This window comes from Kitasatospora sp. NPDC004531, from assembly GCF_053602195.1.
Window position 1 is genome coordinate 1 of sequence record NZ_JBSGDD010000072.1, and the last position, 25191, is coordinate 25191.

Sequence of the window (25191 nt, forward strand, 5' to 3'; positions counted from 1 at the left end):
ACCGAGAAGCGTGAAGCACTGTTGTTGTATCTCGGCAGGGCGCAGCAGAAGGCCGGGGAGCTGTGTGCTGTGGCTCATGTGGCGGGAGCGGCCCTCGAAGTCGCCGAGGCCGTAGTCGCGGTGCAGCCGCTCGACGGTGTCGGCGGAGCGGCCGCGCAGCTCGGCGAGGCCGACCAGCTCGGGCAGCCGGTGCACCGGCAGGTCGGTCACCCAGTAGGTGCGCGGCTGGGAACGCCCGAACGGCCACTCGACCACCAGGTGGCGGGGCGCGGCGGGCACCAGCTCGGCGAAGCGGCCGCGGCGGGCGCTGCGCCCGTCGGACAGCGGCACCACCAGGAACTGCGAGTGCCGCACCCGGGCGCTCGGCCCCTCCCGCCAGGCCAGCACCGCGCGTTCGCCCTGCGGGACCAGCTCGTCGGCGAGCTCGCCGGCCCGCCGGCGGACGGTGGCGGTGCTCCGGCGCACCGGCCGGGAGCCGCCGTGGGTGACCGGCAGGGCCCGCTGGGCGCCGGTGGCGCAGACCGGCAGCGCGGTGCCGGCGCCGACCTGGACCAGGTAGCCCAGCCCGCGCTCCTCCAGGCCGAGCAGCAGCGGCTCGACCTCCTTCTCGTTGCTCCAGTCGGCGAGCACCGGGGCGCTGGGCACGTCCCAGCCGAGTATCTCGTCGACCGAGTCGAGCAGGTGCTGCCAGCGCGGCAGGTGCCGGGCCTCCTCGGGGAGGTGCGCCTGGGTGCGCAGCTCCAGGTCGGTGTCCCAGTGCCGGGGCAGCGCCAGCTGCCAGGTGACCGGCTGGGCGCCGTGCGGGAGGATCAGCGAAGTGGCCATCGCCAGCTGGCAGTTCATGGTGCGGCCCTCGGCCGGGACGAACTGGCGGGCGACGCCGGCCGAGCGGGTGCCGTTCTTGGCGAACACCACGTCGTCGACGGCCCAGGCGTGCGGGGCGGCCGCCGCGGCGACCAGCTCGGCGAGCCGGCGGCGGACCTCGCCCACCCCCCAGGTGGACTGGTTGACGAACTGCTGGATGGGCTGCACCATGCGTCGGCCGAGCACCTGCTCGGAGATGTTGGCGGGAGTTCTGCGGCCGTCCGCCTGGCGCAGGCCGCGCAGGTAGACCTCGCCCCAGCGCCGTTGGTCGGAGCGGGCGAAGCAGCTGAAGAGCTCGTGGCAGTATGCGGAGATTCCGTCCTGCCGCAGGCCGGCGTGCGGTGTACGGAAGTTCGAAATCATGGACACAATCGATCCTTGGGTGAGGTCTGGCGCGATGGCGGTCGGGCCGGGCCCCGCCCCCGCCGGGTGGGGCCGGCGGGGGCGGGGCGGCGGGTCAGTCCGTGACGCAGGTCCGGTCCTCGTCGACCAGGAAGGCGTCGGTGGCCAGCAGGGCCTGGGTGACCTCGGGGAGATTGCAGCCGACGATCACGAAGTCGACGTCGAGGCCCATCTTGGCGCGCTGGAACAGCAGTTCGTTGATGGCCGGGCGGCCGATCTCGGTCACCTTGCAGAGGTGGAACTCCACCCGGCGGGGCTCCACCGACAGCGCCTCGGTCAGGCAGCGGCGGAACTTCTCCAGCTCGTCGCGGTCGATCACGCCCTCGCAGTGGATGTGCGCGGTCTTGCCGTCGAAGTCGCTGGAGACCCGCAGCCGCATGTCGGCCGGCTCGATGTCCACCCGGACCTTCAGCGGACGGCTGGTCAGCGGCAGCCGGACGGTCAACTGCTTGGGGTCGAAGTCCTCGTACGGCTCGTCGTCGATCCACACCCGGTCGATCTGCACCGAGCCGGCCGGCAGCAGGTCCGGCGACACCCGCAGCACGTGGTCCGGGAACGCCCCGGGCTGCGGCCGGAAGTGCAGGGTGAGCGGCGCCGAGGTGATCAGCAGACCGGTGTAGGCGGCGGCCAGGTAGCACAGCTCCAGCGCGTGGTAGCCGGCCATCGAGTGGCTGCCCTTGAGCCGCTCGGTGCCGACCAGGTACGGGATGCCGTTGGCCAGCACGTTGAAGTACACGCCGCCGTCGTCGTAGTCGAGGAAGTTGGCGTTGTAGAACGCGGCCGACTCGCGGGCCAGGCGGCGGTGCTCCGGGTCGCCGGAGACGCCGGCCAGGATCAGGTAGGCCAGGATCGCCTGCTCCTGCTGCCACCAGGCCTTGCGGTCGTGCCACACCAGGTGGTGGGCGCCGGTGTCCGGGTCGGCCACCCGCTCCACCACGTCGTACCAGCCGCCGCGCTGCTGGTCGCTGCCCACCGCCGGCATCAACTCGGCGATCCGCTCGGCCAGTTCGGAGTAGCGCTCCTTGTCGTGCAGGGCGCGGATCCGGGTCAGGTTCCAGGCGATCTTGAGGTTGTGGCCGACCACCGCGCGGTTCTGCTGCCAGCCCCAGGTGCGGTCGGCGCTCCAGTCGCCGTGGAATCGCTCCTGGACGAACGGGCTGTCCGGCTCGTCGGGGAAGCGCTCGGCGATGGTGTCCGCGGTCTCCTCCAGCAGCTTGGAGAAGTCCTCCCGGCCGGTGGCGAGGTACGCGTTGATCAGGTACGCCGGGGCGTGGTCGCCGATCGAGTTCCAGTTCTTGCGGGACCGGTTGCGGCCGAGCGAGTCGGCCCGCGGGTCCATGGTGATCGGGTCGAGGTGGGAGAAGAAGCCGCCCTGCTCCTCGTCCCGGAAGTAGCGCTCGAACAGGGCGACCGTGCGGTCGATGTCGTCGAGGATCCGCGGGTCGCCGGTGATCCGGTAGGTCTGGGTCGGCCCGGCCAGCGCGTAGATCTGCTCGTACATCGGGATGGCGTCGAAGTCGTCGCCGAACTCCGAGGCGTAGACCTTGCGTTGGCCGGCCTCGGTGATGTCGATGCCGTGGTACCAGTAGACGACGCCGTCCGAGTCGTCGGCGACCCGCATGTGCTCGCGCAGGTACTCGGTGCCGGACTCGGCGGCACTTAAGAACCGCTCCTCGCCGGTGAGCATGAACGCGGTCGCCAGGCCGTAGACCAGCCGGGAGATGGTGTCGGTCTCCTGCCGCACGTCCTCGCCGGCGAAGTCCGGCACGTGCGTGCCGCTCAGCGTCAGCCGGGTGCGGAAGTTGCGCCAGTCGTACCGGCCGTCCTTGTCGGGGCCGTCCGGGAAGTGGCCGCGCAGGTAGAAGTCGGCGATCTCGGCCGCCTGCTGCACCCACCAGGTGGGGTGCTCGAAGACGTAGCTGCCGCGGGTGGTCTCCGGGAAGGTGATCTGCCGGGCCTCGATCCGCTCCCCGCCGTCCCACCGGTAGAACAGGCCGTAGACGAAGACGTACCGGCCCTCGGCCAGCATGTCGCGGGTGGCCTCGCCGGTGTCGCGGGGGGCGTCGCCCAGGTTGCGGACGATCTCCGAGCTCAGGAAGCCGTTCAGGTGGATGGTGAACTCGCGCCCGTCCGAGGTCCGCAGGCCGAACCGGTCGTTCGCGGGGTCGTAGTGGGTGACGTAGCCGGCGATGCTGTCGGAGTACATCCGCCGGGTGTCGGGTGCGTTCATCGGTGTGTTCCTCCCTCGTCGGGCAGCGCCGCCAGGACGACGACACTGCGGCCCTGGGCATGGAAGGTGCGGCCGTGGACGGGCGCCTCGGCGCCGGGGGCGAGGACGTCCTCGCCGGCGCCCTGCGCGGTGTCCACCAGGCGGGCCCACCGGTGGCCGTCGATCGACGGCAGCTCGAAGTCCAGGCCCAGGTGGAACATGTTGAGGATGACGTGCAGGTCCGGGTCGCCGTCGAAGCCGGCCAGGGTCAGCGCCAGCACCCTGGCCTGCGGGTCGTCCCAGCCCGGCTGCTCCAGCCGGGTGCCGTGCCAGGTGACGTCCGGCAGGCCGCGCGGGTTGGTGCGGCCGGAGAAGAACCGGGCCTCGCGCACCGCGCGGAAGCGCCGGCGCAGCGCCGTCATGTTCCGGAAGAAGTCCCGGACCTCGGTCTCCTTCTCGGCCTGGTTCCAGTCCAGCCACGCGGTCTCGTTGTTCTGGCAGTACGCGTTGTTGTTGCCGCCCTGGCTGTTGCGGAACTCGTCGCCGGCCAGCAGCATCGGCACGCCCCGGCTGAGCAGCAGCACCGCCAGGTGGTTCTTGATCTGGCGCACCCGCAGCCGCTCCACGTCCGCCGAGTCGCTGGGGCCCTCCACGCCGCAGTTCCAGCTGAAGTTCTCGTGCGCGCCGTCCGCGTCGGCCTCGCCGTTGGCCCAGTTGTGCTTCTCGTTGTAGCTGACCAGGTCGTTGAGCGTGAAGCCGTCGTGGCAGGTGATGAAGTTGACGCTGTTGGTGGGCAGTTCGCCGTCCCGGCCGAACAGGTCGGGCGAGCCGCCGAGCCGGGTGGCGACGGTGCCGACCAGGCCGGCGTCGCCGCGCACGAAGCGCCGGATGTCGTCCCGGTACGGGCCGTTCCACTGCGCCCAGCGCTTCCCCGGGAAGCGGCCGACCTGGTAGAGGCCGCCGCCGTCCCACGGCTCGGCGATGATCTTCGACTCGGAGAGGATCCCGGACAGCTCGATCCCCCACAGCACCGGCGGCACGTCCATCTCGTAGCCGCCGGCCCCGCGCGAGAGCTCCGAGGCCAGGTCGAACCGGAAGCCGTCGACGTGGTGCTCGGTGACCCAGTACTCCAGGCACTCGATGACGAACTTGGCCACCGCCGGGTGGTTGGCGTTGATCGCGTTGCCGCAGCCGGTGAAGTCCATGTAGTGCCGCCGGTCCTGCGGCCACAGGTGGTAGTACACCTCGTTGGCCTGGCCGCGGAAGCTGATCACCGGGCCGTTCTCGTTGCCCTCCGAGGTGTGGTTGAAGACCACGTCGAGGATCACCTCGATGCCGGCCTTGTGCAGCGCCTTCACCATGTCGCGGAACTCGGTGATGTGGGTGCACTCGCACGGGTCCGAGCAGTAGCCGGTGTGCGGCGCGAAGAACCCGAACGGGTCGTAGCCCCAGTAGTTGTACAGCGGCGCGCCGTTCGGCCCGATCCGCAGCACCTGCCGCTCGTCGAAGTCGAAGATCGGCAGCAGCTCGACCGCGGTGACGCCGAGCTCCTTCAGGTACGGGATCTTCTCCACCACCCCGTTGAAGGTGCCGGGGTGCACCACCTGCGAGGACGGCGAGGCGGTCAGCCCGCCCACGTGCATCTCGTAGATCACGGTGTCCGCCAGCGGGGTGCGCAGCGGCTCGTCGCCCTCCCAGTCGTAGCCGTCCAGGTCGACCACCATGCTGCGCATCGAGTACGCGCAGTTGTCCTCGGTGCCGATCGCCCGGGTGCGGTCCCACAGCGAGTTGACGTTGGCGCGGGCGTACGGGTCGATCAGCACCTTGCGCGGGTTGAAGAAGGTGCCGGACTCCTTGGTGCGGCGCGGACCGTCGACCCGGTACGCGTACACCTGGCCCTTGGTCAGGCCGGAGAGGTGGCAGTGCCAGAAGTGGTAGCTGCGGTGGCGCTCCGGGTCGAGCGGGATCACCCGGGTCGGCACCAGGTCCTCGTGGTGGGCGAAGAGCAGCAGGTCGACCCGGGTGGCGTGCTCGGAGAACAGGGAGAAGTTGACGCCGTCCCCGTCGCCGTCGAGGGTGGCACCGAGCGGCTGGGCGTGGCCGGGTCCGATCTCGGCCGCCTCGATCTGTGCCCTGCGGGTCTCGTGGTGTTCGCTCATGTCGTCGTCAGCCCACCGGGGTCCGGTCGCCCTGGAGCCCGGCGAACGCCTCGCTCCAGGCCGGGGAGGCGCCGCCCGGCTCGTTGAAGATCTCGAAGGTGACGCCGTCCGCGGCCGGCTGCAGCAGCGCCTGCACGCAGGCCTCCGCCAGGTCCGGCCGGGAGACCTGGCCGAAGCCCTGGTCGCCCTGCTCCAGCCGGACCCGCTCGCCCGCCTCCCGGGTGTCGGTCAGCCAGCCCGGCCGGATCACGGTGTACGGCAGGCCGGAGTCGCGTACGGCGTTCTCGCCGGCCAGCCGCCACTCCAGCACCCGGCCGTAGGCGTTCAGCGGGTGGGCCAGGTGGGTGGCGTGGATCTGGCTGACCAGCACCACCCGGGGGCGGTGGCCCCCGTCGGCGAGCGCCGCCAGGGCGTTGCGCACCCCCTGGTAGACGGTGGTCTCCGGCCGGTCCGGGCCGCTGTCGGCGGTGCCCGGGGCGACGCAGTAGACCAGCGCCGAGGTGCCGGCCAGCGGCTCGGCCAGGGTCTCCGGGCGGCGGACGTCGCCCTCGAAGAAGAGCGCGCCGGGCGGCAGGCTGCGCCGGGCGTGCTGCACGCTGCGGCCGATCGCGCGGACCGGCGCGCCGCGGTCCAGCAGGCGCTGGGTGATCAGGCGGCCCAGCCGTCCCGAGCCGCCGATCACCGCCACGGGGTTGTCCATCGCTTGCTCCTCGTCTCTCGGACTTGCTCGGGGGGTCTGTCGGAGTGCTCGGAGGTGCTCAGATCCAGCGCAGGATGTCGTCGGAGTTGGTCAGCCGGGTGCCCGAGGGCAGGTTGGCCAGGGCCGGCACCCGCAGCCGCGGGTAGATGCTCACGCCGGTCAGCCGGGTGCCCTGCCAGACGTGCACGCCGTCGCCGACCGCGCAGTAGCCGTCCATCCGGACCGGGTTGTCCCGGGTGGAGTGGATGTCGGCCATCGGACCGATGTAGGAGTCGCTGATCCGGGCGTACGGGCCGACCATCGAGGAGTCGCCGAGCGAGGTGCCGCTCAGCCGGGCGCCCTCGCGCAGCTCCGCGCCGTCGCCGATGTCGGCGTGCTCCAGCCGGACGCCGGAGCCGATGGTGACGTGCCGGCCGATCCGGACGCCCTGGCCGATCACCACGTCGCCGCTGGCGATCTTGTCGGCGAGGGTGGTGCCCCAGACGTCGTCCTTGGTGTGCAGGCTGCTCTCGTGGATCCAGTACCGCGGGCGGTCGCTGCGCGGTTCGGGCATCAGCCGGTTCATCTGGTGGAAGTCGCCGGACAGCACCTGGCGCAGCGTCACCAGGTAGTCCTCGACGTTGCCGAGGTCGCCGAGCCGGGCGATGTGGTGCGCGGCCACCGTGCGGCCGTGCTCGACCAGCCAGGGCAGCAGGTCGCCGCCCCAGTCCAGGCGCTGCTGGGCCTGCCGCATCAGCTGCGGCTCCCGGGCGGCCAGCCGCAGCCGGCGGCAGTCCACCAGGTACATGCCCGCGTTGGTGGGCACCAGGGCGCAGTCGTCGCTGGTCGCCTCGGGGAAGATCTCGTGCACCCGGGCCAGGCTGGGCTTCTCGACGAAGCCGGAGACCAGGCCGTCGGCGTCGGTGCGCATCGCGCCGTACTTGCCGGCCACCTCCAGCGGGCTGCGGGCCACCGCGGCCACCGTGACCACCGCGTTGGTCGCCTCGTGGGTGGCCTCCAGTTCGGCGAGCGAGAAGTCGAAGACCGAGTCGACCGGGAGCACCAGCGCCCGCTCGGTGAGGTCCCACTGCTCCAGGTTGTGCAGGGTGGCGGCGCCGGACCCGACGTTGTACCGGTCGAAGCTGGAGCGCGAATAGCGCACTTCGACCCCGTACTGCTCGCCGTGGCCGAGCAGCAGTTTGATCTGGCTCCGGTTCTCCAGGCCCTGCGCCACCACGTAGAAGCGGCGGATGCCCTGCTCGCGACAGGCGTCGATGACCCACTCGATCAGTCGTCGGCCCGCGAACGGGATCAGCGCCTTGCTCCGGATGTAGTCCGCGGACTCGAGGGTGATGGGCTTCGCGCGTTCTCCTCGTCCGCCGGCCAGGATGATCCCGACCGTCCCGCCGTCTCGCTCGGCCATCTCGCTTCCCCTGACTAGGCGACCTTGTCGCGGCAGATACAACACCAGATGTCAAATCGTGTCAAGGGAGGCTGTAAAGTTCATGGGCATGCCCATGTCATGTGCCACGCGACAAGGGGGGATGGAATCTTTACCGACCGGAATGGCTATTCCGGCGGGAATAGGGAATCGGCTGCAGTCGAAGTCGAGACTTCCCGGCGGCAAATTGATAAGGCATGATTGGCCGGTTGGTCGCGCACCGCGCGCGAACAGAGCGAGGGCAACAGGGGGCGGGGGAAAAGTGATCACCTGGCGTGGCCGCCGCGCGGCATTCTTCGACGTGAGACACGACCTGCTGTCGGCCGGCTCGGCCCGCACCGTGCTGCAGGCCGCGGCCCGCCACCGCTCGGCCGGCGACCTGTTGGTCTGCGTGGCCGGGGGCCGCCCGCCGGCCGGCCCCGCCGACCGGTCGGGCGTCGCCGGCCCGACCGTCTCGGGCGCCGGACTGGCGGCCGATCTGGTGCTGTACGCGGATGCGGCGGACGAGGCGGGCGCCGAGGTGGTGGTGGAGGCGATGGCCCGGCTCGGCCTGGACGCCGCCCAGTGCTTCGCGTACGGCGACCACCGCGAGGGCCTCACCATCCTGCGGGTGGTCGGCAACCCGCGGGTGGTCGGCCGCGACCCGCTGATGACGGAGCTGGCCCGCGACCGCGGCTGGCCGATCCTGCACACCGCCCGCTGCTGACCGGAACCCGGCCCTCCGAAAAACCCGGTATCCGATAGTCGCCCACCGCACGTGACGCAGTGCCCTATCCCTCCCGCGGTGGGCGGCGGCCCGCCGAAGGGCCTGCGTAACGTGCCCGGTATTCGGTTCGATCGCGCGCATTCCGGCCATTCGGCGGGGCGGCCGCGACAATGGGAAAGGGTTGGTGTTGACCTTGGCTGAAACGACCCGCCGCGGGTTCCTCGGGGCAGCCGCCGCACTGGGCGGCACCGTTGCACTCCCCACGATTGACAGTTGGGCGAACGAATCAGTCAACAGCACAGTCGATTCGGCCGCGCTGTCCACGCCGTCCGCCCGCACCGTCGGGCCCACCGACCCGCGCTACCTCGACCTCACCTCGCGCGGCTACAACGGACGCTTCACCGCCCAGCCCGACTCGGTGCGGGTGGTGTACACCACCGCGCAGGTGATCGCGGTGGTGAACGAGGCGGTGCAGGCCGGGCGGCGGATCGCCGTCCGCAGCGGCGGCCACTGCCTGGACGGGCTGGTCGACGACCCGGCGGTGCGCACGCTCATCGACATCTCCGAGATGAACGCGGTCTCCTACGATCCCGCCCGCCGCGCCTTCATGGTCGAGGCCGGCTCCACCCTCGGCCACGTCTACCGCACCCTCTACCTCGACTACGGCGTCACCGTCCCCGGCGGCACCTGCCCGACCGTCGGCGTCGGCGGCCACGTCACCGGCGGCGGCTACGGCGCGCTCTGCCGGGCCCACGGCTCGATCGTCGACCACCTGTACGCGCTGGAGGTGGTCGTGGTGGACGCCTCCGGCACCGCCCGCGCGGTGGTCGCCACCAGCGATCCGGGCGACGGCAACCGCGAGCTGTGGTGGGCGCACACCGGTGGCGGCGGCGGCAACTTCGGCGTGGTCACCCGCTACTGGTTCCGCACCCCCGGCGCCACCGGCACCGACCCGGCCGGGCTGCTGCCCAAGCCCCCGGCCACCCTGCTGAAGGCCACCGCGGTGTGGAAGTGGAGCGACCTGAGCGCCGCCGACTTCGCCGCCGTGGTCCGCAACCACGGCGCCTGGCACGCCGCCAACAGCGCCGACGGCTCGCCGTACGCCGGCCTGCACAGCGTGCTGATCCTGGGCAACGCCGCGGTCGGCACCCTGACCCTCAGCGCCCAGATCGACGGCACCGTCGCCAACCCGGCCGGCCTGATGACCGCCTACCTCGACGCGGTCGCGGCCGGCGTCCAGGCCCCCGCCGCCCGCACCCAGTCCACCTCGCCGTGGCTGAAGGCCACCCTCAAGGACCCGTACGACACCGGCGCGTTCAACCGCACCAAGTCGAAGGGGGCCTACCTGCGCAAGGGCTGGGACGCCGGCCAGATATCGACCCTGTACCAGTACCTCTCCGACCCCGGCTACGACGGGCACGCGTCGATCCTGCTCTACTCCTACGGCGGCCGGGCCAACACCGTCGCCCCCGACGCCACCGCGATGCCGCAGCGCGACTCGATCCTCAAGGCCAACTTCACCACCTACTGGGCCGACCCCGCCCAGGACGCCCGCCACGTGGCCTGGATGCGCTCCCTCTACCGGGACGTGTACGCCGCCACCGGCGGCGTGCCGGTCAGCAACGCGGCCAACGACGGCTCCTACATCAACTACCCGGACGTCGACCTCGCCGACCCGCAGTGGAACACCTCCGGCGTCTCCTGGCAGACGCTCTACTACAAGGGCAACTACCCCCGCCTGCAGCAGGTGAAGGCCGCCTGGGACCCGACCAACGTCTTCCACCACGCGCTGTCGATCACGGCGAACTGATCCGCGCCGCCCGAAGCAACCCGGCCGGGCCGCCCCCCCGGCCGGGTAGTCGGGCCATCACCGCAGGTCACGGCATATATGCAGACTGGTGCCCAGAGCCGGACTCGAACCGGCACGGCCTTCCGGCCAGGCAGTTTTAAGCTGCCCGTGTCTGCGTTCCACCATCTGGGCCTGGGAGCGCACTGAACTCGCCTGCTGAGCCTAGTCGGCCGGGCGAGGGTTTCGCATATTTCCCGGGGCGGAAGTTGTCATGCTTCCATGACATCTGACGAAGCGTCTGTCATTTCGGCCACGCTTCGGCGCTTCTCGGCCATCCGCCGCCTCGGGGTCCGTGTCATACCGCAGGAGGAGGCACCGGCGGCGGCCGTACGTCTGCGGGCGGGGCGGCAACCGTTCGGCGGAGCGACGAATTCCATGATCACGAAGGGCAGGATGGAGTAGCGGTCGGCGGCACGTGCGCCACCGCCCTCCAGTGACGATCCCGCACCTCCCCGACAGGAGTCCTCCCGTGAGCACCTCGACCGCGTACGCAGCCCACACCGGTCTGGCGGCGGCCCGCGCCACCGGTCTCAACAAGGTCTACGGCGAGGGCGACACCCGCGTCGTCGCGCTGGACAACGTCTCGGTCTCCTTCGGGCAGGGCGAGTTCACCGCGATCATGGGCCCGTCCGGTTCCGGCAAGTCGACCCTGATGCACTGCATGGCGGGCCTGGACACCGTCAGCTCCGGCTCGGCGACCATCGGCGAGACCGAACTGGTCGGGCTGAAGGACAAGCAGCTGACCAAGCTCCGCCGCGACAAGATCGGCTTCGTCTTCCAGGCGTTCAACCTGCTGCCGACGCTGACCGCGCTGGAGAACATCACGCTGCCGATGGACATCGCCGGCCGCAAGGTCGACCGCGAGTGGCTGAACCGCGTGGTGGAGACCGTCGGCCTGTCCGGCCGGCTCTCGCACCGCCCCGCCCAGCTGTCCGGCGGCCAGCAGCAGCGCGTCGCCTGCGCCCGGGCGCTCGCCTCCAAGCCGGAGATCATCTTCGCCGACGAGCCCACCGGCAACCTGGACTCCCGCTCCGGCGCCGAGATCCTCTCCTTCCTGCGCAACTCGGTGCGCGAACTCGGCCAGACCGTGGTGATGGTGACGCACGACCCGGTGGCCGCCTCCTACGCGGACCGAGTGGTCTTCCTCGCCGACGGCCGGATCGTCGACGAGCTGACCAACCCCACCGCCGACTCCGTCCTCGACCGGATGCGTCGCTTCGACGCCAAGGGCCGCACCAGCTGACGGCCCCAGCGGCAGCCGACCCGACCACACCACCCCAGGACTGACCCCATGTATCGCACCGCACTGCGCAACGTGCTGGCCCACAAGGGCCGACTGCTGATGACGGCACTCGCCGTCATGCTGGGCACCGCCTTCGTGGCCGGCACCCTGGTGTTCTCGGACACCATGGGCCAGGCCATGCGCAACAGCTACTCCAGCAGCTACTCCGACGTCTCCGTGCTGGTCACCGACAACAAGGCGCGCGAGGGCGGCCGCGGCGGCGACGGCCCCAAGTCGCCGGACGAGAAGAAGCAGCAGCCGCTGACCGACGCCACCGTGAAGGACCTGACCGCGCTGCCGGGCGTCGAGCGGGCCCGCGGCGTGGTGGCCGGCTTCACCGGCGTCGCCGACAAGCAGGGCAACCTGGTCGGCGCGGCCTGGAGCTCGCGCGGCGCCAACTTCGTCCCCGACGGCTCCGGCCAGGACCCGCGCTACCCGATGGCGCAGGGCCGCGGCCCGAAGGCGGCCGGCGAGATCGCGCTCGACCAGAAGGCCGCCGACAAGGCCGGCTACCACGTGGGCGACAAGGTCCGGGTGGCCGGCAACGGCGCCGCCGAGGACACCACCCTGGTCGGCGTCTTCACCACCGACGACCCGCAGGTCAGCTCCGGCGGCACGCTGGTGCTGATGGACACCGCCACCGCCCAGCAGCGCCTGCTGGAGCCCGGCCGCTACAGCTCGATCGTGCTGACCGCGAAGTCCGGCGCCGCGGAGAGCGCGCTGCTGGACGCCGCCCGGGCCAAGCTGCCCGCCGACTCGGTCGACCTGCAGACCGGCCAGGAGCTCAAGGACGAGCAGACCAAGATGGTCGCCAGCTCGGTCAGCGGCATGAAGACCATGCTGCTGGTGTTCGCCGGCATCTCGCTGTTCGTCGGCGTCTTCATCATCGTCAACACCTTCACCATGCTGATCGCCCAGCGCCTGAAGGAGCTCGCCCTGCTGCGCGCCGTCGGCGCGGGCCGGGCCCAGGTCACCAACTCCGTGCTGATCGAGGCGCTGCTGATCGGCGTGATCGCCTCCGCGGCCGGTCTGCTCGCCGGCATCGGCATCGGCGCGGGCATGCAGTCGCTGATCCACGCCATGAACGAGGGCATGCCCACCGGTTCGCTGGTGATCGCCCCGGTCACCGTGATCGCCACCGTGGTGGTCGGCATCGTGGTCACCGTGCTGTCCGCGCTGATCCCGGCGATCCGCGCCTCCCGGATCCCCCCGGTCGCGGCGATGAGCAGCGGCGACCTGCCCAGCACCCAGCGCGGCCTGGTGATCCGCAACACGATCGGCGCGGTGGTCGCGGGCGGCGGCATCGCCCTGATCCTGGCCGGCGCGTCCAAGTCCGGCTCCGGCGCCCAGGCCATGCTGGAGCTCGGCGCCCCGCTCACCCTGATCGGCGTGTTCGTCCTGCTGCCGCTGCTGTCCCGGCCGGTGATCGCCCTGGTCGGCCCGCTGCTGGCCAAGGTGTTCGGCACCCCCGGCAAGCTGGCCCGCCGCAACGCGGTCCGCAACCCGCGCCGCACCGCCAGCACCGCCGCCGCGCTGACCATCGGTCTGACCCTGGTCACCGCGCTGACCGTGATCGGCAACTCGGTCACCTCCGCCGTCACCAAGGCGGTCGGCAGCTCGATGAAGGCCGACTACGTGCTCTCGATGGCCAACGGCCGCGAGCTGTCGAAGGACCTGCCCGCGCTGATCGGCAAGGCGGACGGGGTGGCCGCGGTCAGCCCGGTGGCCAACGTGATGTGGACGGTGGACGGCCAGGACCGCGCCATCATGGGCATCGACGCCGCCGCCTTCGACCAGCTGGTGGCGCTGGACCTGACCTCCGGCTCGACCGGCGCGCTGAAGCAGGGCCAGATCCTGGTCAACGACGAGTTCGCCGAGAAGCACCACCTCGCGCAGGGCTCCACCGTCAAGGTCGAGGTCTCCGAGGACACGAAGATCGACCTGACCGTCGGCGGCGTCTTCGAGCGCAACGACGGCGTGTCGCCGATCATCGCCTCCACCCAGCTGATCGGGCAGCACGAGCCCGACCCCTACGTCAACGAGATCATGGTCAAGGGCACCGACGGCCCGTCCGCGGCGCTCAAGCAGTCCATCAAGCAGGCCACCGGCAACAACCCGGTGATCGAGGTGCTGACCGAGAAGGACATGGTCGAGCAGTTCAGCCGGATCATCACGACCATGCTGAACATCATGTACGGCCTGCTCGGCATGGCGGTGATCGTCGCCGTCCTCGGTGTGATCAACACGCTGGCGATGTCGGTGTTCGAGCGCAAGCGCGAGATCGGCATGCTGCGGGCGATCGGTCTGGACCGGCGCGGCATCAAGCGGATGGTGCGGATCGAGTCCGTGGTGATCTCGCTCTTCGGCGCCGTGATCGGCGTGCTGCTCGGTTGCTTCCTGGCCTGGGCCTCCGCCCGGGTGCTCTCCGCCGAACTGAAGGGTCTGACCACCGTGATCCCCTACGGCAGCGTCCTGCTGTTCCTCGCCCTGGCCGCGCTGGTCGGCATCATCGCCGCCATGTGGCCGGCCCGCCGGGCCTCCCGGATGGACATCCTCGGCAGCATCAAGACCGACTGACGCCCCGTCGACGGAGAGCGCCGCCCGCCCCGGCAGTGTCCGGGGGCGGGCGGCGCTCTCCGCGTGCGGGGCTCAGCGGGTCTCGACGACGACCTTCTCGATCACCACGTCCTGCACCGGGCGGTCGTTGCGCGGGTTGGTCTCGGTGGTGGCGATCGCGTCCACCACCTTCTGGCTCGCCTCGTCGGCGACCTCGCCGAAGATGGTGTGCTTGCCGGTCAGCCAGGTGGTCGGGCCGACCGTGACGAAGAACTGCGAACCGTTGGTGCCCGGGCCCGCGTTGGCCATCGCCAGCAGGTACGGCTTGGTGAACGCCAGGTCTGGGTGGAACTCGTCGGCGAACTTGTAGCCCGGGCCGCCGGTGCCGTTGCCCAGCGGGTCGCCGCCCTGGATCATGAAGCCCTCGATGACCCGGTGGAAGACCGTCCCGTCGTACAGCGGCGCGTTGCTGGGCTGCCCGGTGTTCGGGTCGATCCACTGGCGCTCGCCGGTCGCCAGCTCCACGAAGTTCTTGACCGTCTTGGGGGCGTGGTCCGGCAGCAGCCGGATCACGATGTCGCCCTTGTTGGTCTTCAGGGTGGCGTACAGCTCCTCGGCCATCCGGGGGGCCGCCTTTCTGATCGGATGTCAGTTGCGCCCCCCACCCTGCCCTCTCGGGGGCCCCTCGCGCAGGCGACACGGGATCCTCCTCACGGCTGACGCGGAATACTTTGCCAAACCATTACTGTTGTGGGCTGAGTGGGTGGTGCTGTACCACCTCGGAGGGAATGTGATGAGAAGCAGAAACCCGGTCTTCTCGCGGGAGGGGTCCTTCACCCGCGACAACCAGTACGCGGGGTTCGGCGCGCAGCCGACCGGGCAGCAGGCCCCGGGCTATGGCAATCCGTATGCCAACAACCCGTACGCCAACAACGCTTACGGCCAGCCGGCCGGCCAGTCGATGACCGACGAGCAGCTCGCCGAGCTGTACGCCGCCCCCGCCGCCGGCCCGGCCCAGACCGGCCGGATGACGCTGGACGACGTGGTCGCCCGTACCGCGATGACGCTGCTCACGCTGGTCGTCACCGGCGCGGTGGCCTGGTTCGTGGTGCCGGTCGAGAACTACGCGATCGCCGGTGTCGCCGCGTTCGCCGCGATGATCCTCGGCTTCGTGATCAGCTTCAAGCGCAGCGTCAGCCCCGCGCTGATCCTGACCTACGCCGGTCTGGAGGGCTTCTTCCTCGGCGCGATCAGCAAGGTCCTCAACACCCTGCTGCCGGGCATCGCCATCCAGGCCGTGCTGGGCACCACCGCGGTGTTCGCGGCCACGCTGATCGCCTACAAGAGCGGGAAGATCCGGGTCACCCCCCGGTACACCCGGATCGGCATCTCGATCGCGATGGGCTTCGTGATCCTGATGTTCGTCAACATGATCGCCACCTGGCTCGGCGCGGACTTCGGGTTCCGCTCCGGTCCGCTCGGCATCGTGGTCGGCCTGATCGGCATCGCGCTCGGCGCGTTCTTCCTCACCCTGGACTTCCACGAGGTCGAGGAGGGCATCCGGTACGGCGCCCCCGAGCGCGAGTCCTGGCGGGCCGCCTTCGGCCTGACGCTCTCGCTGGTGTGGATCTACCTGGAGATGCTGCGGCTGATCGCCATCCTGCGCGGCGACGACTGATCGCGGCGCCGGCAGTGGCGGCGGGCCCCGGAGGAGCTTCCTCCGGGGCCCGCCGCGTTCCGTCCGGCCGCCGCTCGGCTAGCCTCGGGGCCATGTCCGAGCACCACCCCGCCACCCCCGCCCGGTTGACCGCCGCCGTGGACCGGCTGGCCGACCGCTTCCGGGCGCTGCCGCAGAGCCGCCTGCTGGCCGCCGTCCCCGGCCACCCCTCGCGGGCCGCCGCCGTGCTCGCGCTGGCCGGCCGGCTGGCCGACGCCGGGCGCGCGCTGGAGGGCCTGCCGCCGCTGCCCGTCCCCGACTGCGGGGCGTTCGCGGTCGGCGACCAACTCGCCGTCACCGGCCACGACCTGGCCGCCGCGGCCGCCGATCACCCCGAGGCGCTGGCCGCCGCGCTCGCCGACGTCGCCGAGACCGAGCTGCTGACCGCCTGACGGCCCGTCACGGGCCCGGTGGCGCCGGATGCGGCAAGGGGCGCCGATCCGGCCCGGGCAACCCCTTGCCGGGCGGATCGGCGCCCCTGGGCCGGGCGCGCGGGCGTCAGATGGAGGCGACCACCCGGTCGGCGAGCACGTAGACGGTGTCGCCGTCGGTGGAGAAGGTCAGCGAGTACGAGCCGGAGAACCGCGAGCCGCCCAGCAGCCGGACGTCCTCGCCCGCCCGCACGGCGTCGATCAGCCGGTACGCCGCCTCCCGGTCGCCAGGGGCCACGCACAGCGTGGTGCCGTCGGCGAAGGCGTACACGTCCAGCGTGCCGAGCGGGCCCGGGCGCACGTCGGTGAGGGCGATCCGCTCCTCGGCGAGCGCGGCCAGGCGGTCGTCGGTCCACTCGCGGGACGGGGTCGGGCTGGGCACGAAGTCCGGGTGCGAGGGGTGCCGGCGCGGGTCCGGGGCGGCGGCGGGCTCGGTCTCGGCGTCCAGCAGCCCGGCCTCCAGGCCGGTGGCCAGCAGGTCGGCCTCCCGGCGGGCCCGCACGTCGCCGTTGTCGCCGGGCAGCGGGAAGCCGCCGCCCTGCCCCGGGTGCCGCAGCCCGCCGTCGGCCGAACCGCCGTCCGCGGAGCCGTCCTTGACCAGGTCCTCCAGCGCGTGGCGCAGCGCCTCGCCGAACTCCGGGTCCATCACGCCCTGGTTGTCGGCGGCCTCCTGCGGGCCGGTCGGCCGGGGGAAGAAGATCGGCCAGTCCTCGCCGGTGGTGGTGAACGGGGTGTCGAACAACGGCGCGTCCTCGGCGGCGTGCGCCTCCTGTTCGGCCCAGAACGCCCGCGCTTCGGTGATCTCGCGCTCCCGGTCGGCGGCGAGCGCCTCGGCGACGGCGCGGCGTATCAGCGCCTCGTCGAGCTGCGGGGCGGGCTGCGCGGTGGGCCGCGCGGCGTCCAACTTCCGCCCCAGCGCGCGGAGGTGGAGCAGGACGGCGGCGGTCAGGGCGATCAGGGCCAGCAGCAGGGAGGTGTGGACGACGCTCACGGAACGTACTCCCAACGAGGAGCGGAACGGGGTTACGGCTCCACACTGCCGTATCCGTGGCCGTTACTGCAGAGGCTGATGTCCGATTTGCCGGTGACTTTCCTACTTGTCCTTAAATTGTTGGGTAATACCCTTCCACGCTGCGGAGTTGATCCATTCCGGTGCGTTGACATTTCGGTCCCGGAAGGCAGGAAAACGGGCCGGATCGCACCCGCGGTGTGATCCGGCCCTCAATTACGGACGGTGACTCCGGACGGGTGAGACAACCGTCACGGCGCCGCCGGCGCGATCAGCTCAGGCGCTCGACGACCATCGCCATGCCCTGGCCGCCGCCGACGCACATGGTCTCCAGGCCGAACTGCTTGTCGTGCCACTGCAGGGAGTTGATCAGCGTGGTGGTGATCCGGGCGCCGGTCATGCCGAACGGGTGGCCCACCGCGATCGCGCCGCCGTTGACGTTCAGCCGGTCCAGGTCGATGCCCAGGTCGCGGTAGGAGGGGATGACCTGCGCCGCGAACGCCTCGTTGATCTCGACCAGGTCGATGTCGCCGATCGACAGGCCGGCCCGCTCGAGCGCCTGCTTCGACGCCTCCACCGGGCCGTAGCCCATGATCTCCGGCGACAGCGCCGAGACGCCGGTGGAGACCACCCGGGCCAGCGGGGTGATGCCCAGCTCGCGCGCCTTGGTGTCGGACATGATCACCAGCGCGGCCGCGCCGTCGTTCAGCGGGCAGCAGTTACCGGCCGTCACGGTGCCGTCGGGGCGGAACACCGGCTTCAGGCCGGACACGCCCTCCAGCGTCACACCCGCGCGCGGGCCGTCGTCCGCGCTCACCACGGTGCCGTCGGGCAGCGTCACCGGGGTGATCTCGCGCTGCCAGAAGCCCGCCTTGATCGCGGCCTCGGCCAGGTTCTGCGAGCGGACGCCGAACTCGTCCTGCTCGGCCCGGGTGATGCCCTTGAGCGCGGCCAGGTTCTCGGCGGTCTGGCCCATCGCGATGTACGCGTCCGGGAGCAGGCCGTCCTCGCGCGGGTCGTGCCACTCGCCGCCGCCGTTGGCCGCGCGGTGCGCGGTGCGCGCCTGGGCCTCGTCGAACAGCGGGTTCATGGTGCCCGGCATGCCGTCCGAGGTGCCGTGGACGGACCGCGAGACGGTCTCCACGCCGGCCGAGATGAAGATGTCGCCCTCGCCGGCCTTGATCGCGTGCAGCGCCATCCGGGTGGTCTGCAGCGAGGACGAGCAGTAGCGGGTGATGGTGGCGCCCGGCAGGTAGTCCATGCCCATCTGCACCGCGACGATCCGGGCCAGGTTGTGGCCCTGCTCGCCGCCCGGCAGGCCGCAGCCCAGCATCAGGTCGTCGATCTCGCGCGGGTCCAGCTGCGGGACCTCGGCCAGCGCGGCGCCGATGATCTGCGCGGTCAGGTCGTCCGGGCGGATGTCCTTGAGCGAACCCTTGAACGCCCGGCCGATCGGCGAACGGGCGGCGCTGACGATGACGGCTTCGGGCATGGCGGGCTCCTCGCTGAGTGACCTCGGGACGCGATCCGGTGGATCTCCCGGGAAAGTTACCGCTTGGTAGCTCCGGCGTCATCCGCCTCCGGATGTGAGTTCGCCGACGCGATCGCCCGCGGCCGGGCGCCGTCCGCCAGGGCGTCCTGCGCCGGGTCCTCGCCGCCGGGCAGGGCCAGCCGGAACCGCTGTTTGAGCGTCGCCCACCGCCAGGTGCCGTTCGACGGGCCCGCCGCCGTCACCTCGGTGCCCGAACGCCCCGCCGCCGCCGCGGCCGCCACCGCCACCGGCAGCACCGCCTGCGGCTCCACCGGGCCGCCCACCGCCGCCGGGGTGTCCTGCGGCCACAGGTCCATCGCCGCGCACACCGAGGGCAGCATCGCCATCGCCGCCGTCGCGTAGCCCTGCGCGGACGGGTGGTAGCGGTCCGCCGAGAACAGCTCCGGGCGGGTCGCGAACTCCGGGCCCAGCAGCGACCCCACCGAGACCGTCCGGCCGCCGGCCTCCACCACGGCGATGGTCTGCGCCGCCGCCAGCTGCCGGCTCAGCCGGCGGGCCACCCAGCGCAGCGGCGGCCGCACCGGCTTGATCGTCCCCAGGTCCGGGCAGGTGCCGACCACCACCTCGCAGCCCGCCGCGACCAGCCGGCCCACCGCCTCGCCCAACTCCCGCACACTGCGCGCCGCCGGGGCGTGCCGGGTGACGTCGTTGGCGCCGATCATCAGCACCGCGATGTCCGGGTAGTGCGGCAGCGCCCGCTCCACCTGGCCGGCCAGATCGCCCGAGCGGGCGCCCGACTTCGCGACGTTCAGCAGCCGGACGCGGCGCTCGGCGACGGACGCCAGGCCCGAGGCGAGCAGCGCCCCCGGCGTCTCCTGCGCCCGCTGCACGCCCAGGCCCGCCGCGGTCGAGTCGCCCAGGAACGCCATCACCAGCGGCGGCCGGGGGTCGGTGGGATCGGCGAACGCCTCGCCGTGCAGGCCGTCCGCGCGCGGCGGGTCGCCCTCCAGGATGCCGATCGCGCGGATCGCCATCCGGCTCTCGGTCAGCAGCACCCCGGCCAGCCCGACCCCGAGCAGCCCCAAGCCGCCACCGCCGTACGCTGCGGCGGTGGCGATCCGTCGTGCCACCCGGGCCCTCGACGCCTGCGAGCCGGCCATCCGGCCACCCCCTCTCCCTTTCCCCCGACTGGTACCCGTTCGCCCCGACCCCCTACCACCGACCCCCGCCAACCACTCGCCCGGAGCCCCAGGCGGCCGGGTGTTTCGGGCCCGCCCGGTGCGGTGGTCGGGCGCGGAGCGGGGAAGGGGGGCCCTAGGCTGGGGGTTTCGGCAATCAGGGCTGCCATTTACCGGGAGGACCTCCGTGCGGTACCACAATTCGATCATCGAGCTGGTCGGCGACACCCCGTTGGTGAAGCTCAACAAGGTCACCGAAGGCATCAGCGCCACCGTGCTGGCGAAGGTCGAGTACTTCAATCCGGGCGGTTCGGTGAAGGACCGGATCGCGATGCGGATGATCGAGGCGGCGGAGGCCTCCGGCGCGCTCAAGCCGGGTGGCACCATCGTCGAGCCCACCAGCGGGAACACCGGTGTGGGGCTGGCGATCGTGGCCCAGCAGAAGGGCTACAAGTGCATCTTCGTGTGCCCGGACAAGGTGTCCACGGACAAGATCAACACGCTGCGCGCGTACGGCGCCGAGGTCGTGGTCTGCCCGACCGCGGTCGCGCCGGAGCACCCGGACTCGTACTACAACGTCTCCGACCGGCTGGTCCGTGAGACCCCGAACGCGTGGAAGCCGGACCAGTACTCGAACCCGGACAACCCGGCGTCGCACTACCACTCCACCGGCCCGGAGCTGTGGGAGCAGACGGAGGGGCGGATCACCCACTTCGTGGCGGGCGTCGGCACCGGCGGCACCATCTCGGGCACCGGCCGGTACCTGAAGGAGGCGTCCGGCGGGAAGGTGCAGGTGGTCGGCGCGGACCCGGAGGGCTCGGTGTACTCGGGCGGCACCGGCCGTCCGTACCTGGTGGAGGGCGTCGGCGAGGACTTCTGGCCGACCGCCTACGACCGCGAGGTCGCGGACCGGATCGTCGCGGTCTCCGACAAGGACTCGTTCCAGATGACCCGCCGCCTGGCCAAGGAGGAGGGCCTGCTGGTCGGCGGTTCCTGCGGCATGGCCGTGGTGGCCGCGCTGGAGGTGGCGCGCGAGCTGGGGCCGGACGACGTCGTGGTGGTGCTGCTGCCGGACGGCGGCCGCGGGTACCTGTCGAAGATCTTCAACGACGACTGGATGGCCGACTACGGCTTCCTGCCGACCGCGACCGACGAGGCGCACATCGGCGAGGTGCTGGCCCGCAAGGACGCGGTGGAGCACGAGGGCATCCCGCAGTTCGTGCACATGCACCCGGGCGAGACGGTCGCCGAGGCGGTGCGGGTGCTGCGCGACTTCGGCGTCTCGCAGATGCCGGTGGTCTCGCCGGGCGCCGGCCACCCGGACATCATGGCCGGCGAGGTGGTCGGCTCGGTGGTGGAGCGGGAGCTGCTGGAGGGCCTGTTCAGCGGCCGGATCGAGCTCACCGACACGCTGGACAACGTGATGTCGACGCCGCTGCCGGTGGTCGGCTCCGGCGAGTCGGTGACCAACCTGATGTCGGTGCTGGAGAAGGCCGACGCGGTGGTGGTGCTGGTGGAGGGCAAGCCGCAGGGCATCGTCACCCGGCAGGACCTGCTGGCCTTCCTGACCGCCCGGGCCGGCCACTGAGCCGTCGTCAGGAGCGCTCTCCCGCCGGTACGTGGACGTCACAAGCGCGCAGCATCGGGTTAACACGGCTCGGGCATTGTGGTGGGCACGGCAAGAACAGCCGAACACGGTGACGGCGGGGTCGGGAGCGGCTCTCCGGCTTTCGCGGTCACCGGGGATCCGACGGGCGGCCTGACCCGCCCGCCGGCTCCGGTCCGCGGGGGCCGCCGTCGTCCCGCCCCTGGTCCGTCCAGGGTCTGACGGCACCTGCGGCAGTTCACGCGTCGCGAGGCGCGGCTTTCCGCGCACTCCCGGGTGGGGGCGTGCGTGCGGAGGCGGCAGGGCCGGTCCGGCATCGCCGGGCCGGCCCTCGCCGCACGCCGCCGTTTCCGGATGGGCCGGGCGACCCCCTACGCTCGCTGGCATGACCAGCACTGAACTGCCCGAGCAGGACGCCCCGCGTTACGTTCGCCTCACCATCGAGCTCATCGCCGAGATCACCGACGAGCAGGCCCTGAAGGCCGCCGCCCTGACCCAGGTCGCGGACGACGAGTACCTGGACGACGAGGAGCGCGCCCAGGCCGTCGAGGCGATCGAGGTGGACCCGACGGGTTCGCTCGCCCACTTCGTCGACCCGGTGGCCCTGCTCGGCGAGGTCCCGGGCGTGGAGCTCGCCGCGGCGACCTGGGAGTCCGCCACCACCGACTACGACCCGGACGACGAGGGCTGGGACGAGTACGAGGTGCAGTGAGCCCCGGCGCCCCCGCGCGTGAGGCCCGGTCCGGTATCCCCGGACCGGGCCTCTTTTGTCCGTTCTGTCGAGCACTTGAGTACTCTCGTATGATCTGCACATTTTTGAGTGATCTTGAGTGATCCGGGGACCGAGGAGCGTGGACGTGAGCGCAGCGGAGAAGCAGGACCGGCCGCGCGGCGGCAACTGGAGCCGCCGCGGCGTGCTCGGCGGGCTGCTCGGCGCCCCCGTGCTGCTGCTGGCCGCCTGCCAGGGCGGCGACAAGGCCCCTGCCTCCGGCGGCGGCTCGGCCCCGGCGGCGGGCGGCGGCGAGAGCCCGTCGACCAGCCCGAAGGCGTCCGTCGCGCAGATCACCATCACCCCGGCCGACGGCGCGACCGCCGCGCCGTTCACCGCCCCGGTCACCGTCACCGTCCAGGACGGCACGCTGACCTCGGTCACCGTCACCGACGGCGCGGGCAAGCAGATAGCCGGACAGCTCGCCGCCGACGGCGCCAGCTGGACCTCGACGGCGACGCTGGCCAGCGGCAGCAAGTACCGCGTGAGCGCGTCCGCCGAGGACAAGGACAAGCGCCCGGCGGACGCCAACGCGAGCTTCTCCACCGCCTCCCCGGCCAACACCTTCGTCGGCTACTTCACCCCCGAGGACGGCTCCACGGTCGGCGTCGGCATGCCGGTGTCGATCAACTTCAACAAGGCGATCACCGACCGCAGGGCCGTCCAGCAGGCCATCACCGTGGTCAGCGACCCGCCGGTGGAGATCGTCGGGCACTGGTACGACTCGACCCGGCTGGAGTTCCGCCCGCAGCAGTACTGGGCCAAGGGCACCACCGTCACGCTGAAGCTGCGGCTGAAGGACGTGGCCGGCGCCAAGGGTGTGTACGGCACGCAGTCCAAGGACGTCACCTTCACCGTCGGCCGCAGCCAGGTCTCGGTCGCCGACCTGAAGGCCGACACCCTCACCGTCACCACCGACGGCAAGGTCACCGCCACCTACCCGGTGATCGGCGGCTCGCCCGAACACCGCACCTGGGCGGGCAAGATGGTGATCTCGGAGCGGTTCAAGGAGACCCGGATGAACTCCGCGACGGTCGGCCTCGGCAGCGAGTACGACATCCCGGACGTGCCGCACGCCCAGCGGCTCACCACCTCGGGCACCTTCATCCACGGCAACTACTGGTCGGCGGCCTCGCAGTTCGGCAACTCCAACACCAGCCACGGCTGCATCGCGCTGCAGGACGTGCAGGGCGGCGCCAACCCGGGCACCAACGGCGCCAAGTTCTTCGCGAGCTCGATGGTCGGCGACGTCGTCGAGGTGGTCAACTCCGGTGACCGGACGGTGAGTCCGTCCAACGGCCTGAACGGCTGGAACATGTCCTGGGCGGACTGGAAGGCCGGCAGCGCGCTCTAACGGAGGCGCGGGGGCGGACGGGGCGGAGATGGGGGCCCCGTAAGAGTGTCCTAAACGAATGGTAAAAATATTCGCATGCGGGGGGATGCGTCGATGTGTTGAGCTTGCCTCCGCGGGCAGGGCCGATCGGGCCCGAAGTTCCGCCTTCAGGCACAGGAGTTCAGCCATCAACACCGCCATTCGCCGCTCCGTCCGCGCGGGCATAGCCGTCACCGCCGGAGCCGTCCTGTTCACCGCCGGCCTCACCGCCTGCGGCACCGTCAAGGAGCTGAGCGCCGGCGAGAAGCTCTCCGGCGCGTTCGACAAGCTCGGCGACGCCAAGGCGATCACCTTCCAGCTCTCCACCGACGCCACCGCGGACCAGCTCGTCGCGTTCGGCAAGGCCGTCGACGACCCGATCGAGCAGAAGGACGCCGAGCAGTTCGCCGACCTGCAGCTGTCCGTGTCGATGAGCGCCGACAAGCCGCTCAAGGACACCGAGGCGTTCAAGGGCGGGGCGACCGACCCGTACGACCTCAAGGGCGTCGCCGTCGCCTACTCGCTGGGCGGCAAGAAGTCCGGCAAGAACTACGCCGACATCCGGATGGTCGGCGACAAGATGTACTTCAAGACCGACTTCAAGGCCCTCGCGGGGCTGGGCGGCGAGGACACCGGCGACCTGGACCAGCTGGCCGACCAACTGCCCGCCGAGGCCGGCCCGCTCAAGGACGTCTTCGCCGGCAAGTGGGTCTCGATGGACCTGAAGAAGATGCGCGAGCTCGGCGAGAAGAACAAGGCGAGCAGCTTCGGCGCGGGCTCCCCGCTCGGCGCGATGCCCAGCTTCGACCCGTCGGAGCTGGAGCGCTTCGGCAAGTCCGTCAAGGCCGTGCTCTCGAAGAACACCACCTTCGAGGCCAAGGGCAAGTCCGGCGACGCCGACGTCGTCCGGGTCACGGCGGACGCCCGCCCGGTGGTCGAGGGCCTGATGAAGGCCGTCGAGAAGCTCGCCGACGGCAGCACCGGCTTCCCGCCGATGCCGTCCGACGACATGCCGAAGGTCCCGGAGCGCAAGATCGCCGCAGACGTGCTGATCAAGAACGGCACGGCGCAGGCGATCACCCTCGACCTGGCGCAGTTCGCCGAGAAGCCGGACGCCTCCGTGCACTTCCCGCTGCGCCTCGCCTTCACCGCCGGCGCCCCGGCCGTCGAAGCGCCCGCCGGCGCCACCGACTTCGACCTGACGGCGATGGAGAAGGCCTTCCAGCAGATGGCCGAGGCCGGCCTCGACGACGGCCCCGGCGCGGGCGCCCCGGCCACCCCGCTGACCGAGGCCGAGTACGCCAAGCTGGCCGCCGCCGGCATCGACCGGGACAAGGCCAAGGACTTCCACGAGGCCGGTCTCTCCGTCGAGGAGATGATCGAGCTCGGGGACATCATCAAGGGCTGACGCTCCGTCAACTCCCTTGCGCCCCACGGCCCGTCGCAGCTCCGGCTGCGGCGGGCCGCCGC

General features: G+C 71.5%; 19 protein-coding genes and 1 tRNA gene. 10 read left to right on the forward strand and 10 right to left on the reverse strand.

What is annotated here, in order from left to right:
- The 5 genes from ACWEMJ_RS24945 to ACWEMJ_RS24965 all read right to left on the reverse strand — a co-directional run.
- Positions 1 to 1227 (reverse strand): IS701 family transposase (locus tag ACWEMJ_RS24945; RefSeq protein WP_452139343.1); only part of this gene is annotated, 1227 nt, incomplete at its 3' end.
- Between the two features lie 94 nt (positions 1228 to 1321).
- On the reverse strand, positions 1322 to 3496 hold the full coding sequence (locus ACWEMJ_RS24950) for an AGE family epimerase/isomerase (protein WP_452139344.1): 2175 nt from the start codon (positions 3494 to 3496) through the stop codon (positions 1322 to 1324).
- Positions 3493 to 5634: a glycogen debranching protein GlgX gene (gene glgX, locus ACWEMJ_RS24955; RefSeq protein ID WP_452139345.1), complete on the reverse strand. Its 2142-nt coding sequence runs from the start codon at positions 5632 to 5634 to the stop codon at positions 3493 to 3495. Before glgX ends, ACWEMJ_RS24950 begins: the two co-directional genes overlap by 4 nt.
- A 7-nt stretch (positions 5635 to 5641) precedes the next feature.
- Positions 5642 to 6334 carry an SDR family oxidoreductase gene (locus ACWEMJ_RS24960; RefSeq protein ID WP_452139346.1) on the reverse strand — a complete coding sequence of 231 codons (693 nt, stop codon included), beginning with the start codon at positions 6332 to 6334 and terminating at the stop codon, positions 5642 to 5644.
- A gap of 58 nt (positions 6335 to 6392) precedes the next feature.
- Complete coding sequence (locus ACWEMJ_RS24965) at positions 6393 to 7736, reverse strand: sugar phosphate nucleotidyltransferase (RefSeq protein ID WP_452139347.1); 1344 nt, start codon at positions 7734 to 7736, stop codon at positions 6393 to 6395.
- A gap of 319 nt (positions 7737 to 8055) precedes the next feature.
- Here ACWEMJ_RS24965 and ACWEMJ_RS24970 point away from each other — a divergent pair, with 319 nt between their 5' ends.
- Positions 8056 to 8460, forward strand: a complete 405-nt coding sequence (locus ACWEMJ_RS24970) for a hypothetical protein (RefSeq protein ID WP_452139348.1) — start codon at positions 8056 to 8058, stop codon at positions 8458 to 8460.
- A 193-nt stretch (positions 8461 to 8653) separates the two neighbouring features.
- Positions 8654 to 10270 carry an FAD-binding oxidoreductase gene (locus ACWEMJ_RS24975; protein ID WP_452139349.1) on the forward strand — a complete coding sequence of 539 codons (1617 nt, stop codon included), beginning with the start codon at positions 8654 to 8656 and terminating at the stop codon, positions 10268 to 10270.
- Between the two features lie 86 nt (positions 10271 to 10356).
- On the opposite strand, the gene ACWEMJ_RS24980 is transcribed toward ACWEMJ_RS24975, so the two are convergent.
- A tRNA-Leu gene (locus ACWEMJ_RS24980) sits at positions 10357 to 10441 on the reverse strand.
- Between the two features lie 337 nt (positions 10442 to 10778).
- Here ACWEMJ_RS24980 and ACWEMJ_RS24985 point away from each other — a divergent pair.
- On the forward strand, positions 10779 to 11552 hold the full coding sequence (locus tag ACWEMJ_RS24985) for an ABC transporter ATP-binding protein (protein WP_452139350.1): 774 nt from the start codon (positions 10779 to 10781) through the stop codon (positions 11550 to 11552).
- A gap of 48 nt (positions 11553 to 11600) precedes the next feature.
- A complete protein-coding gene (locus ACWEMJ_RS24990; RefSeq protein ID WP_452139351.1) occupies positions 11601 to 14168 on the forward strand; it encodes an ABC transporter permease in 2568 nt (855 codons plus the stop codon).
- A 72-nt stretch (positions 14169 to 14240) separates the two neighbouring features.
- On the opposite strand, the gene ACWEMJ_RS24995 is transcribed toward ACWEMJ_RS24990, so the two are convergent.
- The gene (locus tag ACWEMJ_RS24995) at positions 14241 to 14768 is read right to left on the reverse strand and encodes a peptidylprolyl isomerase (protein WP_452139352.1); all 528 of its coding nucleotides are present in this window, start codon (positions 14766 to 14768) and stop codon (positions 14241 to 14243) included.
- Positions 14769 to 14940: 172 nt separating this feature from the next.
- On the opposite strand from ACWEMJ_RS24995, the gene ACWEMJ_RS25000 reads away from it, so the two are divergent.
- A complete protein-coding gene (locus ACWEMJ_RS25000) occupies positions 14941 to 15825 on the forward strand; it encodes a Bax inhibitor-1/YccA family protein (RefSeq protein ID WP_452139353.1) in 885 nt (294 codons plus the stop codon).
- A 92-nt stretch (positions 15826 to 15917) separates the two neighbouring features.
- Positions 15918 to 16256, forward strand: a complete 339-nt coding sequence (locus ACWEMJ_RS25005; RefSeq protein WP_452139354.1) for a hypothetical protein — start codon at positions 15918 to 15920, stop codon at positions 16254 to 16256.
- Between the two features lie 106 nt (positions 16257 to 16362).
- On the opposite strand, the gene ACWEMJ_RS25010 is transcribed toward ACWEMJ_RS25005, so the two are convergent.
- The 3 genes from ACWEMJ_RS25010 to ACWEMJ_RS25020 form a co-directional block, all read right to left on the reverse strand.
- A complete protein-coding gene (locus ACWEMJ_RS25010) occupies positions 16363 to 17286 on the reverse strand; it encodes a hypothetical protein (RefSeq protein ID WP_452139355.1) in 924 nt (307 codons plus the stop codon).
- 289 nt (positions 17287 to 17575) lie between these two features.
- On the reverse strand, positions 17576 to 18796 hold the full coding sequence (locus tag ACWEMJ_RS25015; RefSeq protein ID WP_452139356.1) for an acetyl-CoA C-acetyltransferase: 1221 nt from the start codon (positions 18794 to 18796) through the stop codon (positions 17576 to 17578).
- Positions 18797 to 18852: 56 nt separating this feature from the next.
- On the reverse strand, positions 18853 to 19956 hold the full coding sequence (locus tag ACWEMJ_RS25020) for an SGNH/GDSL hydrolase family protein (RefSeq protein ID WP_452139357.1): 1104 nt from the start codon (positions 19954 to 19956) through the stop codon (positions 18853 to 18855).
- A 205-nt stretch (positions 19957 to 20161) separates the two neighbouring features.
- Between ACWEMJ_RS25020 and ACWEMJ_RS25025 the strand changes: the two genes are divergently transcribed.
- The 4 genes from ACWEMJ_RS25025 (at position 20162) to ACWEMJ_RS25040 (ending at position 25129) form a co-directional block, all read left to right on the forward strand.
- Positions 20162 to 21562: a cystathionine beta-synthase gene (locus ACWEMJ_RS25025; protein WP_452139358.1), complete on the forward strand. Its 1401-nt coding sequence runs from the start codon at positions 20162 to 20164 to the stop codon at positions 21560 to 21562.
- Positions 21563 to 21965: 403 nt separating this feature from the next.
- Positions 21966 to 22292, forward strand: coding sequence for a hypothetical protein (locus ACWEMJ_RS25030; RefSeq protein ID WP_452139359.1), 327 nt, complete (start codon positions 21966 to 21968; stop codon positions 22290 to 22292).
- A gap of 139 nt (positions 22293 to 22431) precedes the next feature.
- Complete coding sequence (locus ACWEMJ_RS25035) at positions 22432 to 23703, forward strand: L,D-transpeptidase (RefSeq protein WP_452139360.1); 1272 nt, start codon at positions 22432 to 22434, stop codon at positions 23701 to 23703.
- Positions 23704 to 23788: 85 nt separating this feature from the next.
- Positions 23789 to 25129 carry a hypothetical protein gene (locus ACWEMJ_RS25040; RefSeq protein ID WP_452139361.1) on the forward strand — a complete coding sequence of 447 codons (1341 nt, stop codon included), beginning with the start codon at positions 23789 to 23791 and terminating at the stop codon, positions 25127 to 25129.
- The last annotated feature ends 62 nt before the right edge of the window (positions 25130 to 25191 follow it).

Bases quoted from the DNA above. Each gene is read 5' to 3' on its own strand.
- ACWEMJ_RS24950 (WP_452139344.1), bottom strand. From the start codon at position 3,496: ATGAACGCACCCGACACCCGGCGGATGTACTCCGACAGCATCGCCGGC.
- ACWEMJ_RS25000 (WP_452139353.1), top strand. From the start codon at position 14,941: ATGAGAAGCAGAAACCCGGTCTTCTCGCGGGAGGGGTCCTTCACCCGC.
- ACWEMJ_RS25030 (WP_452139359.1), top strand. From the start codon at position 21,966: ATGACCAGCACTGAACTGCCCGAGCAGGACGCCCCGCGTTACGTTCGC.
- ACWEMJ_RS24990 (WP_452139351.1), top strand. From the start codon at position 11,601: ATGTATCGCACCGCACTGCGCAACGTGCTGGCCCACAAGGGCCGACTG.
- ACWEMJ_RS25020 (WP_452139357.1), bottom strand. From the start codon at position 19,956: ATGGCCGGCTCGCAGGCGTCGAGGGCCCGGGTGGCACGACGGATCGCC.
- ACWEMJ_RS24995 (WP_452139352.1), bottom strand. From the start codon at position 14,768: ATGGCCGAGGAGCTGTACGCCACCCTGAAGACCAACAAGGGCGACATC.
- ACWEMJ_RS25040 (WP_452139361.1), top strand. From the start codon at position 23,789: ATGCGTCGATGTGTTGAGCTTGCCTCCGCGGGCAGGGCCGATCGGGCC.
- glgX (WP_452139345.1), bottom strand. From the start codon at position 5,634: ATGAGCGAACACCACGAGACCCGCAGGGCACAGATCGAGGCGGCCGAG.
- ACWEMJ_RS25015 (WP_452139356.1), bottom strand. From the start codon at position 18,796: ATGCCCGAAGCCGTCATCGTCAGCGCCGCCCGTTCGCCGATCGGCCGG.
- ACWEMJ_RS24960 (WP_452139346.1), bottom strand. From the start codon at position 6,334: ATGGACAACCCCGTGGCGGTGATCGGCGGCTCGGGACGGCTGGGCCGC.
- ACWEMJ_RS24965 (WP_452139347.1), bottom strand. From the start codon at position 7,736: ATGGCCGAGCGAGACGGCGGGACGGTCGGGATCATCCTGGCCGGCGGA.
- ACWEMJ_RS25005 (WP_452139354.1), top strand. From the start codon at position 15,918: ATGTCCGAGCACCACCCCGCCACCCCCGCCCGGTTGACCGCCGCCGTG.